This is a genomic window from Sphingomonas sp. AP4-R1 (assembly GCF_013113735.1).
GTDB lineage: Bacteria > Pseudomonadota > Alphaproteobacteria > Sphingomonadales > Sphingomonadaceae > Sphingomonas_I.
In genome coordinates this window covers 1,490,705-1,502,857 of the sequence record NZ_CP053346.1, presented here as the reverse complement: position 1 = coordinate 1,502,857, position 12,153 = coordinate 1,490,705, and the positions used below count along the sequence as shown (strand labels likewise).

Annotated in this window: 5 protein-coding genes; all 5 read left to right on the top strand. The window is 67.8% G+C overall.

What is annotated here, in order from left to right; all coding sequences use genetic code 11:
* Positions 1-121 precede the first annotated feature (121 nt).
* The 5 genes from HL653_RS07350 to HL653_RS07330 are packed head-to-tail and all read left to right on the top strand — an operon-like array spanning position 122 to position 12,140.
* Positions 122-7,534, top strand: a complete 7,413-nt coding sequence (locus tag HL653_RS07350) for a type I polyketide synthase (protein WP_171743944.1) — start codon at positions 122-124, stop codon at positions 7,532-7,534.
* A gap of 33 nt (positions 7,535-7,567) precedes the next feature.
* Positions 7,568-8,917 carry an aminotransferase class I/II-fold pyridoxal phosphate-dependent enzyme gene (locus HL653_RS07345; protein WP_171743943.1) on the top strand — a complete coding sequence of 450 codons (1,350 nt, stop codon included), beginning with the start codon at positions 7,568-7,570 and terminating at the stop codon, positions 8,915-8,917.
* A gap of 25 nt (positions 8,918-8,942) precedes the next feature.
* Entirely contained in the window at positions 8,943-10,160 is a 1,218-nt protein-coding gene (locus HL653_RS07340) for a glycosyltransferase family 1 protein (protein ID WP_171743942.1), read from the top strand.
* Positions 10,157-10,975 carry an ABC transporter permease gene (locus HL653_RS07335; protein WP_171743941.1) on the top strand — a complete coding sequence of 273 codons (819 nt, stop codon included), beginning with the start codon at positions 10,157-10,159 and terminating at the stop codon, positions 10,973-10,975. Before HL653_RS07340 ends, HL653_RS07335 begins: the two co-directional genes overlap by 4 nt.
* Positions 10,976-10,982: 7 nt before the next feature.
* Entirely contained in the window at positions 10,983-12,140 is a 1,158-nt protein-coding gene (locus HL653_RS07330; protein ID WP_171743940.1) for a lipopolysaccharide biosynthesis protein, read from the top strand.
* The last annotated feature ends 13 nt before the right edge of the window (positions 12,141-12,153 follow it).

The window sequence follows — 12,153 nt, the reverse complement described above, 5'->3', positions numbered from 1 at the left end:
TGCCCATGTTGCATCGCAACAGCATTGGTTTTCCTGCGTCTTGCCGCATTATAAGGCTCGGCTATAGCGTATACGTCTAATAGCGGAGCCCGGCCCACAAGGCCGCGACGGAGCCTTGATTTTGAATAGATCGCGTCACGATTTCTCTGTTCCGGCCCAGGGCGAGGATGCCAGCCGGAGCGATGCGATTGCGATCGTCGGAGCCGCCTGCCGCCTGCCGGGCGCGCCCGATCTGGACTCCTTCTGGCAATTGCTGCTCGACGGCCGCGACGCCGTGACCGAAGTGCCCGACGATCGCTGGAACAAGGCGCAGCTGCTCCACCCGGAAAAGGGCCATCGCGGCAAGGCCTACACCTTCGCTTCCGGCACATTGGGCGACGTTTCCGGCTTCGATCCGGCCTTTTTCGGCATTTCCCCGCGCGAAGCGACGCAGATGGATCCCCAGCAGCGCCTGCTGCTGGAGCTGACCTATGAGGCGATCGAGGATGCCGGGCTCGATATGGGCCAGCTCGCCGGGCGCAATGTCGGCGTGTTCGTCGGCGGCTCGTCGTGGGATTATCTGAACCTCAACGTCGCCGACGTATCGACCACCGATCCCTATTCGATGATCGGCGTCACGCTCTCGATCCTGTCGAACCGCATCTCCTACGTGTTCGATCTGCACGGGCCGAGCTTCACGGTCGACACAGCCTGTTCCTCGTCGCTCGTCGCGCTGCATCAGGCGTGCGAGGCGATTCGGGCGGGCCAGATCGAGGCGGCGATGGTCGGCGGCGTCAGCCTGCTGCTCGCCCCGCAGAGCTTCGTCGGCTTCTGCGCGGCGTCGATGCTGTCGCCCAAGGGCCGCTGCCATGCGTTCGGCGCGCAGGCGGACGGCTATGTCCGCTCGGAAGGCGGCGGCATCGTCATCCTGAAGCCGCTGGAAGACGCGATCGCGGCGGGCGATCCGATCCGCGCGGTGATCCGCGGCACCGGCGTCAATTCGGACGGCCGCACCACCGGCCTGTCGCTGCCCAATCGCGATGCGCAGGCGGCCCTGCTGGAGCAGGTCTATGGCCGCTTCGGCGTGGATCCCGAGCAGCTCTCTTACGTCGAGGCGCACGGCACCGGCACGCTCGCGGGCGATCCGATCGAGGCGGGCGCGCTCGGCACCGTCCTCGGCCAGCGCCGCAGCCGCCCGCTGCCGATCGGCTCGGTCAAGACCAATATCGGCCATCTGGAAGCAGGCAGCGGCATGGCCGGCCTGCTCAAGGCGATGCTGGTGGCCGAGCGCGGCGCGATCCCGCGCTCGCTCCACAGCGACACGCCCAATCCGAACATCGCCTTCGACGATCTCAACCTGCGCCTCGCGCATGAGGTGGAGGCACTGCCGACCGACGCACCGCGCCTGGTCGGCCTCAATTCGTTCGGCTTCGGCGGCACCAACGCCCATGCCATCCTCGAATCCGCGTCGTTCCTCCCCGGCATGGGCGAAGCCGGCGGAGCGGACGCAGCTTCGGGCGATGTGCCCGAAGACCTCCCGCCCCTCCTTCTCTCGGCCCGCTCCGACGCCGCCCTCACCGCGCTCGCCGCCGACTGGCGCGCGCAGGTCCGCGCCACCGGGGAGGATCGCGCCGCCCTCGGCGCCCTCCTCCGCGGCGCCGCGCTCCACCGCACCCAGCATGGCCGCCGCCTCGCCGCGCTCGGCACCGACGCCGCCGAACTGGACGCGGCGCTTTCCGCGCAGGTGGAAGGCCGCGCCCACACCCGCCTGATCGCCAACAGCGCCGTCTCGGGCAAGGTCGCCCTGATCTTCTCGGGCAATGGCAGCCAGTGGGCAGGCATGGCCGCAGACGCGATGGCCGGCAGCGCCGCCTTCCGCGCCGCGCTGGAAACCGTCGACGCGGCCCTCCGCCCCCATCTCGGTTGGTCCGTCACCGAAACGCTGGTGGAAGGCGATGCCGATCGCCTCCGCAACACCGACGTCGCCCAGCCCTTGCTGTTCGCCGTGCAGGTCGCGCTCACGATCGCGCTGCGCGATTATGGCGTCGAGGCCGAGGCCGCGATGGGCCACAGCGTCGGCGAAGTCGCGGCCGCCTGGGCCAGCGGCGCGCTGGATCTGGACGGAGCCGCTCGCGTGATCGCCGCGCGCAGCCGCGCCCAGCAGGCCCGCCACGGCGTCGGCGCGATGGCCGTGCTCGGTTTCGATGCCGAAGGCGCGGCGAAGGCGCTGGCCGAAGCCGGCCTGCACGATATCGAGGTCGCCGCGCACAACAGCAGCACCGCCGTCACCGTCGCCGGCCCGGTCGAGGCGATCGATCGTCTGGCCGAGGAGAGCAAGGAGCGCGGCTGGCGCTTCACGCGGCTCGATCTGGACTATGCGTTCCACAGCGCGGCGATGGACCCGATCGAGGGTGCGATCCGCGCCGATCTGGGCGCGCTCGCCCCCGGCGCCTCGGAATTGCCCTTCTATTCCACCGTCGAAGGCGCCGCCATCGACGGCACCCGCCTCGATGCCGGTTACTGGTGGCGCAACGTGCGCGCGCCGGTCCTGTTCTCGGAAGCGGCCAAGGCGATGGTCGCGGACGGCTATCGCCTGTTCATCGAGGTCGGCCCCCATCCGGTGGTGCAGGCCTATCTGAACGACGCGCTGCGCGCCGCCGACAAGGAGGGCCGCGTCGTCACCACGCTCGCGCGCCGCCCGTCCAAGCATGATCCGATCGCCGCGATCGCCGCGCGCGTCCACGCCGCCGGCGGCGACATCCGCCGCGCGCCCATTTTCTCGGGCGCCTTCGCGGATGAGGCGAAGCTGCGCGGCCTGCCTCGTTATCCGTGGCAGCGCGAGCGTTTCTGGGTGCCACGCACGCCGGAATCGACCGATCCGGCGACCGTCCCCTACGATCATCCCCTGCTCGGCCAGCGCGTGGGCCCGCAGCCGCTGGAATGGGTGCGCCACCTCGGGCTCGAACAGATGCCGTGGCTCGCCGATCATGCGGTCGGCGGCGCAGCCGTGATGCCCGCCGCCGCGATGCTCGATCTGGCGCTCGCCGCCGCGCGCGCCCGCAAGCCGGCCGCCGTCGCGCTGGAGCTGCTGGAGGTCGAGATCGGTCGCGCTCTGGTGCTGGAGCCGCACGTGATGCGCGAGATGCGCCTGCGCGTCGGCGCCGCCACCGGCGAGTTCGAATTCGCCTCGCGCCCGCGCCTGTCGGATGATCCGTGGACGATCCACATGTCCGGTCGGATGGTGGAGAGCGATTCCGTCGCCGCCTCCGGCACCGCCGCGATCGGCGACGCCGGCACCGCCGCGCCGATGCCCGGCGCCGCACTCTACGCGCTCGCCTCGCGCCTCGGCCTCGATTACGGCCCCGCCTTCCAGGTCGTCGATGGCATCCACATCGCCGGTCAGGATGCCGCGATCGTCCGCTTCGCCCCCACCGCTCCGGGCGCTACGGATCTCGGCGCGGGCTATCTGCTCGCCCCCAATCTGCTCGATGGCGCGCTGCAGGGCCTGCTCGCGCTCGCCGCCGATCGGCTGGGTGAGGATATGGGCGTGCTGCCGTGGCGCTTCGGCCGCGTGCGCCTGCTGGCGCCGCAGGGCGCCGTGCCGGTCGCGGCGCGTCTGGCCGTCACCCGCGTCGGCCCGCGTTCGGTCCGCGCCGATGTCGCCTTGGTCGACGCTGCGGGCACCGTCATCGCCGAACTGGCCGATTGCTGGTTCGTGCGCGTCGCGATGGGCCGTGGCCTGCGCGGCGACGAGCAATATTTCCACCCCGCTCTGGTCGCGAGCGCCCTCCCCGGCGGCCCCGCCGCAACCGACGCCCTCTCCGTCGCCACCGTCTCGGGGCCCGTCACCGAGCCCGTCGTCGAGGAAGCGCGCCTGCTGGCCGACGCTTATGCCTCGGCCATCGCGGCCGAGACGCTGCGCGGCCTGATCCCGTCCGGCCAGAGCCGTCTGCTGCCCCAAGCCTTGTTCCGGTCCGGCCATGTCTCGCCGATGAGCCGCCCGCAATTCGATCAGCTGCTGCGCTGGCTCGCCACCGATGGCGTGGCCGAGCAGGCCGGGGACGGATCGTGGAGCTTCGCGACGCAGGATCTGCCGCCGTCCGACGCGATCCTCCGCACCCTGCTCTATGATGCCCCGCTCGCCGTGGCCGATGTCGCGCTGCTGGCGCTGGCGGGCGACACCCTCCCGGCGCTGCTGCGCGAGGGGCCGGGCGCCGCGCCCGCTTTGCCCGCCGCGCTCTGGGATCAGTTCCTCGGCCAGTCGCCCTCGGGCGAAGCCGCGATCGAGGCGCTCGCCGCCGCCGTCGCCCGCGCGGTGGCGGGGCGCACGCACGGCCGCCCGTTCCGCATCCTCGAAATCGGTGCGCGGCGGGGCCGCCTGTCGCGCGAACTGCTCCGCCGCCTGCCCGATGCGGACATCCGCCTCGTCGCCGCCACCGGCCCGGACGATCTGCCCGCTCTGGCCGAAGCGCTTGCGGGCGAGCCGCGCGCTGGCGCCATCGCCTGGGCGCCGGGCGAGCCGCTGGATGCCGACGCCTTCGATCTGGTCGTCGGCCTCCATGCGCTCACCCTCGGCGACGATGGCGGTGCCAATGCCGGCGCGCTGCTCGCCCCGCTCGCCGCCGGTGGCCTGCTGCTGCTGGCCGAGCCGAGCGTGAACCGCGTGTGGCAGTTGCTGCGCCCCTTCCTCGCCCCGCCGAGCGACGCCAGCCGCTGGGCCGGCCTGCTCGCCCGCGCCGGTTTCGCCGATCTGCAGACGCGCCTGATCGCGGGCGGCCTCTGGCCGGTCGACCTGATCGCCGCCCAGCGCTCCGATGCCGAGGCGGCGGCTCCCGCCCCGGCCCGCGCCCTCACTTTGCTCGCGATGGAAGGTGACGCCCTCGCCGACGGCATCGCCGCCGCGCTGGGCGACGCCGTCACCCGCGCGCCGCTCGACGCCGTCGCAGGCGCCTCCGGCCCGATCGCGATCGTTCTCGGCACCGTAGCGCCGTCGCTCCCCGATCGTCTGGCCCTGATCGCCTCGCTGGCCTCGCTTCCGCTCGACGTTCAGCACGACATCACCCTGATCGTCCCCGGCCGCGCCGAGGGCGATCCGGAGGCCGCCGCTTTGATGGGCGCGCGCCGCGTCCTCGCCAACGAGGCCGCGCATGTCCGCCTGCGCCTGATCCGCCTCGATCTGCCCGTGGATGACGCCGTCACCCACGCCGCAGCCGAGCTGCAAGCCCCTGATAACGAAGACGAAGTCGGCTGGACGGCCGCAGGCCGCAGCGTTTCGCGCGTCCGCACCGGTTTGCCCGTCACCTCCGCCACCGACGGCGGCCCGCTCCGCCTCGCCATCCAGCGCCCCGGCCTGCTGGATTCGCTCGGCTGGGCCGACGCCACCGTCCCCGCGCCCGCCGCCAACGAGGTCGCGATCGAGGTGAAGGCCGCCGGCCTCAACTTCCGCGATGTGATGTGGTCGATGGGCCTGCTGCCCGACGAAGCCCTGCTCGACGGCTTCGCCGGCCCCACGCTCGGCCTCGAATGCGCCGGCATCGTCACCGCCGTCGGCGAAGGCGTCACGACCTTCGCGCCCGGCGATCGCGTGATGGCCTTCGCACCCGCCTCGCTCTCCACCCACACGGTCACCGCCGCCCATGCCGTGATGCGGATGCCGGCCGGCCTCGATTTCGCCGCCGCCGCCACCGTTCCCGTCGCTTTCCTCACGGTCGCTTATTCGGTCGGCCATCTCGCCCGCCTCTCCGCCGGCGAGACGATCCTGGTCCATGGCGGCGCCGGCGGCGTCGGCCTCGCCGCGATCCAATATGCGCTCCACCGCGGCGCCCGCGTCTTCGCGACGGCCGGCTCCCCCGCCAAGCGCGCTTTGCTCGAAAATCTCGGGGTCGAGGCGGTGCTGGACAGCCGCTCGCTCAGCTTCGCCGACGATGTGATGCGCCTCACCCATGGCGAGGGCGTGGATGCCGTGCTCAATTCGCTGAGCGGTGAGGCGATGCGCCGCAGCCTCGGCCTCGTGAAGCCGTTCGGCCGCTTCCTCGAACTGGGCAAGCGCGACTTTTACGAGAATAGCAGCATCGGCCTGCGACCCTTCCGTCACAATGTCAGCTATTTCGGCATCGACGCCGATCAGCTGCCGCTGAGGCAGCCCAAGCTCGCCGCGCAATTGTTCGACGAGATTGCCGACCTGTTCGCGGAGGGCGCGCTGCGTCCGCTACCGCACCGCACCTTCGATTATGCCGATGCCGAGGGCGCGTTCCGCCTGATGCAGAGCGCGGGCCATATCGGCAAGATCATCCTCGCCCCGGGCCCCGTGGCGCCGCAGCGCATCGCCTCGGCCGCCAGCTTCGCGGCCGGCCCCGGCACGTACATCGTCACTGGTGGCCTCGACGGCTTCGGTCGCGAGGCGGCGCGCTGGCTCGCCCGCAACGGCGCGCGCAAGCTCGCCCTGCTCTCGCGCCGTGGCCCCGCCGTCGAAGGCGCCGACGCGCTCATCGCCGAATTCGCGGACGCCGGCGTCGAGGCGAAGGCCTATGCCGTCGACATTTCCGACGAAGCCGCGCTGGCCAAGACGCTCGCCACGATCCGCACCGATCTCGCGCCCATCTCCGGCGTGATCCATGCCGCCGTGGTGATGGACGACGCGCTGCTCACCGCGCTCGACGCCGACCGCTTCGCCCGTGCGCTCGCGCCCAAGCTCAAGGGCGCCGACGCGCTCGACCGGCTGACGCGCGCGGATCCGGTCGATCTGTTCCTGCTCTTCTCCTCGGTGACGACCCCGCTCGGCAATCCGGGCCAGGGCAATTATGTCGCCGCCAATGCCGCGATCGAGGCTTTGGCCGAGCGCCGCCAGGCCGAGGGCCTGCCCGGCCTCGCCGTGCAATGGGGCCCGATCGGCGATGCCGGCTATCTTGCGCGCGAGACGCACGTGAGCGAGATGCTGACCAAGCAGCTCGGCGGCGCACATCTCTCCGCGCAGGAAGCACTGGACCGCATCCCCGCGCTGATCGCCTCGGGCACGCCCGTCGCCGGCGTCGCCACCGTCCGCTGGGGCGCGATGAAGAGCCGCCTGCCGCTGATCGCCTCGCCGCTTTTCTCCGACATGGCGCTATCCGCCGCCGACGAGGCGGGCGAGGTCGATCTGGCGGAATTGCTGGCCGATCTCAGCCCGGAAGAGGCCAAGGAGCGCGTCACCGGCCTGCTGATCGAGGAGGTCGCCCGGATCATGAAGCTCGCGCCCGAGCGGGTCGAGGCGCAGCGTCCGCTGGCGGAACTCGGCATGGACAGCCTGATGGCTGTCGAGCTGCGGCTTGCGGTCGAGCAGCGTTTCGGCCTGTCGATTCCGCTGCTGGCCCTCTCCGAAGGCGCGACGCTCGCCGCGATGGCGGCCCGGATCATCCGTGGCCTCGGCGGCGACGGCGATGCCGCTCCCGCCGACGAGACATCGAAGATGATGGAGCGTCTCGCGCTCCATGAAGGCGGCCCGAACGGCGTTCCCGCGGCCGAAGCCATACCAGCGGTCGAGCCCGGCATGGCCGCGGCTGCCGCGACAGCGCCTTGATCTGGCCGCACGGCCATGCGAGCCATCACCCAGATGACTGATTCTTTCGGACTTTCCGGCGCCGCCAAGGCACAGCTCCTCGCGCGGCTCTCGGCACGACAACCCGGCCCCCATGTCGAGGCGCTCCCCGAACCGCGCGCGCCGCTCGGCCGCAGCGACGTGGCCGGCGACATCGCGATGGTGCAGCGCGCGGGCGACGCGCTCGGCATCTCCAACCCCTATTTCCGCGTGCACGAGGGCGTGGCCGGCGCCACCTCCGTCATCGACGGGAAGAGCTACGACAATTTCGTCTCGTACAATTATCTCGGCCTCAACGGGGACAGCCGCGTCACCACCGCCGCGAAGGACGCGATCGATCGCTACGGCACGTCCGTCTCCGCCAGCCGGATCGTCTCGGGCGAGCGACCCGTGCACCAGGACCTGGAGCAGGCGCTGGCCGACATCTACGGCACGGAAGACGCGATCACGCTCGTCAGCGGCCACGCCACCAACGTCACGGTGATCGGCCATCTGGTCGGCCGGGGCGACCTGATCCTGCACGACTCCCTCTCGCACAACAGCATCGTGCAGGGCGCGCTGATGAGCGGCGCGCAGCGCATCGCCTTCCCGCACAACGACATGGACGAGTTGGACCGCCTGCTCAGCCAGGCCCGCTCGGGCGCCGATCGCGCGCTGATCGTGGTCGAGGGCCATTACAGCATGGATGGCGACATCCCCGATCTGGCCCGCCTGATCGCGATCGCCCGCCGCCACCGCGCGCACATCATGGTCGACGAAGCCCATTCGCTCGGCGTCCTTGGCGCCAAGGGTCACGGGATTTTCGAGCATGCCGGGATCGATCCGGGCGAGATCGACGTGTGGATGGGCACGCTCTCCAAGACGCTGTCGGGCTGCGGCGGCTATATCTGCGGCAGCCGCCAGCTGATCGAATATCTGCGCTATTCGGCGCCGGGCTTCGTCTATTCGGTCGGCCTGCCCCCGCCCGTCGCCGCCGCCGCGCTCGCGAGCCTGGAGGTGATGGCGGCCGAGCCGGAGCGCGTGGCGAAACTGCAGGCCAATGGCGCCCGCTTCCTCGCCGCCGCGCAGGCGCACGGGCTCGACACCGGCCCCTCGATCGGCACCGCGATCGTTCCGATCATGACCGGCAGTTCGATCGTCGCCGCGCGCGCCGCCGACGCGCTGTTCGCACGCGGCATCAACGTGCAGCCTATCATCTACCCCGCCGTGCCGGAGCAAGGGGCGCGATTGCGATTCTTCATCTCGAGCCTGCATGAGGAAGAGCAACTGGATCGCGTGGCGGCCGAGGTGGCCGAGGTGATCACCGAACTGCGCGACGTGCCCGTCGACCTCGCCGAACTGGCGAGCCGGCTCGCCGCGCGATAGGAGCTGGGCAAGCGCCCTCCTTTCCATGGCGGCGTCCATCACAGTAGATAATCCGGCCGAGATTGTGCTCGATCTCTCGCGGTTGCTGTCGCGCATCACGCACGCCACGCCGACAGGCGTGGACCGTTGTGAGATGGCTTATGCGCGCGGCCTTCTTGCGCGCGTGCCCGAGCGGCTATCTTTCGCGGCCGTGCATCCCATGGGTTTTTATGGGCGATTGGATCGCTCGGCCGTGCTTCGCTTTCTTGACGTTACCGAGCAGCGGTGGTCCTCTCATGGCTTTACATCTGTCTGGGACAAACGGCGCTTCGTGGCGAGCACGCTGGCTGCTTTAAGGCCGCGCTTCAGCGCGGGCTCGCTGGAGGATCGCCCGCGCGTCTATCTTCAAGCGTCGCCTAACAATCTTACACGGCCCAATCTAGTGCAACGAATCCTGGCTAACGAGCGTGCCCGCTTCGTTTGCCTCGTTCACGACCTAATCCCAATAGAGTTTCCCGAATATGGCCGGCCGGATGGCGTCGCCAAACATGAGGCGCGCATCCGGACGATCGCGAATCTCGCCGATGGCATACTGTGCAATTCACGCGCAACGCTGGCTTCACTTCATACTTGGCTAGAACGCATACCACGGGCCCGCGAAATCGCGGTCGCGCATCTCGGCACCACGAAGCGTAAACTCTCCGGCAATCCTGTGGCTGGCAGCCAATTCGTGTGCATCGGAACAATCGAGCCTCGGAAGAACCACTTGCTTCTTTTAAACCTGTGGCGAAACTTCGCCCAGCTTGCTGTCGGCGATGTCCCGCGTCTGATTATTATCGGGCGGCGCGGCTGGGAGAACGAGCAAGTGGTGGACATGCTTGAGCGGTGTGCCGTGCTGAAACCTTATGTGGTGGAACGGAACGATATGAGCGACGTCGAGGTGACGGAAACGCTCGCACGTGCGAAAGCCCTGCTGCTTCCTTCCTTCGCCGAAGGATATGGAATGCCGGTAACGGAGGCGCTGTCCCTAGGAGTGCCCGTCGTCTGTTCAGACCTTGCCGCGCTGCGCGAAGCGGGTGGCGAAGTCCCGGACTATCTCGACCCCCTGGATGGATCAAGTTGGCGCGACATTATCCTGGACTATCATCGATCCGATAGTCCGCTGCGTGCCGCGCAGCTCGCGCGCCTGAAGCACTGGTGCTTTCCCGAATGGGGAAGCCATATGGACACGGTGATAGATTTGGTAGACAGGGTCACTCAATGAGCACCCGTGCAGAAACTAGCGGTTTTGACTGCAGCACGTCGCTCGCTCAGTCCTTCGAGGTACAGAGGCGTGTTATTGGCGCCTTGATTATGCGCGAATTGCATACGCGTTATGGCCGCGAAAATGTCGGCTATCTCTGGATGTTCTTGGAGCCGATGCTCCTTGCGGGTGCCGTCGCCGGCATTCACGGTGTAGCCCCCGGCCATATCGGAACGGACATTCTGCCCGTTCCATTCTCGCTGGTCGGATATGGTATTTTCATCATCTTCCGCGGCATTTTTGGACGGGCAGAAGGCACTCTCGAAACGAACCGCCCGCTACTCTATCACCGCATGGTGACGGTTTTTGATATGCTGGCTGCGCGAGCCCTACTGGAGAGCGCGGCCGTCTGCGGCACGGTATCGTTCCTGCTTTTGATGGCCTGTCTGTTTGATCTTTCTTTGCCCCCAGCACGTCCGCTTTGGCTGATCGCCGGCGCAGGTTACATGGTCTGGTTTTCTTGGGCGATGTCGATGATCTGCTGCGCAGCGACGCACGAAAATCGGCTTGTGGCCCGGCTGGTGCATCCGATGACCTACCTGTTCATGCCGATCGCTGGCGGATTCTACATGATGAAGTGGGTTCCGCGGCCATATAGGGATTGGTTGGGCTATCTGCCGACAACGCATATCTTCGAGATGTGTCGATATGGACAATTCGAGTCTTTGAATGACACGTATGTCGACGTCACCTATCTCACCCTTGCCTGTCTTGAATTGACACTGATCGGCATTCTTTCCATCAAACTGGTGCGCAAGCACGTTCATCTCAGTTAGAAACTTTATGATGCACGGTACTTTCGAGACGGACAGGCAGAATGGCGGCGTCCTGCAGCAGGCGCTCAGCTTCTTGGCGAAACGACGCTGGATCGTCTTCGTGGTGTTACCCACGCTGATGGTGTCTGCGTATTATAGCCTAATTGCAGCGAACCAGTACGAGTCGGAAGCGCACTTTCTGGTCCGTACAGCTAACGCGAGCCCTCAGCAGCAGTCGCCTGGTCTCGGCGCCGCTCTCGGTATGCTGGGCGCCGGCGTCTCAATCGGTTCCAGCGACGCATCAAGCGTGAGCGACTATCTATCCTCACACGACGCGGTGGGGGCGCTCAAGCAGCGCTATGGACTTATCGAGAAGTTCCGGCGGCCGGAAGCGGACTTGTTGAGCCGGTTGAACCCGGCCAATCCATCGCCCGAGCGATTGCTAAAATTCTATCGCGGCCAAGTCGATGTTCTTCAAAATCCAGAAACAGGAATAACGAGCATCCGCGTTCGTGGCTTCCGCCCACAGGACAGCTACGACCTAGTGAACGCGCTTCTGGAGCTCGGCGAGCAGCGAGTGAACGTTCTAAACCGGCGAGCTTATGAAAGTTCGGTTCAGGTTGCACGTCGGAACCTCGCTTCGGCCGAGCAGATGGTGCGGCAGACGCAGAGTGCTACCACTGCGTTTCGCCAACGTCGTCGCAGTATCGATCCTATAGCAACGGGGCAGGCGCAAATTGAGCTTGTAAAGCAGTTGCAGGGCAACCTGGCCCAGGCGCGAGCAGCACGTTCAGCGATGACGGGTTCAGTCCAGCCTTCAAGCCCGCAGTTTCGCGCCGTCGAATCGCGGGTGCGGGCACTCGAAGGCCAGGTCGCTACCGAGTCCGCACGTCTATCGGGCGGCGCCAATGCCATCGCCGCAAATGTCGGCGACTATCAGGGCCTCCTGCTTCGACAGCAATTCGCATCGAAGCGCTATGACGACGCTGCGGCGACGCTGCAAAGAGCCAGTGAGCAAGCGAGCAAGCAGCAACTGTTTGTCGTCCGGATCGTAGAGCCGAACATGCCCGTGAGGGCTCTATTTCCCAAGAGTGGAAAGATCGTATTCACAGTGTTCGTGGTGTTGGTGCTACTCTATTCCTTGGGATGGCTAATCGTAGCCGGCGTTCGCGAACATTCGGCCTGACGACGGAGCCATC

Coding starts and splice junctions, on each gene's coding strand:
- HL653_RS07345 (WP_171743943.1), top strand. CDS start 7,568: ATGACTGATTCTTTCGGACTTTCCGGCGCCGCCAAGGCACAGCTCCTC.
- HL653_RS07340 (WP_171743942.1), top strand. CDS start 8,943: ATGGCGGCGTCCATCACAGTAGATAATCCGGCCGAGATTGTGCTCGAT.
- HL653_RS07335 (WP_171743941.1), top strand. CDS start 10,157: ATGAGCACCCGTGCAGAAACTAGCGGTTTTGACTGCAGCACGTCGCTC.
- HL653_RS07330 (WP_171743940.1), top strand. CDS start 10,983: ATGATGCACGGTACTTTCGAGACGGACAGGCAGAATGGCGGCGTCCTG.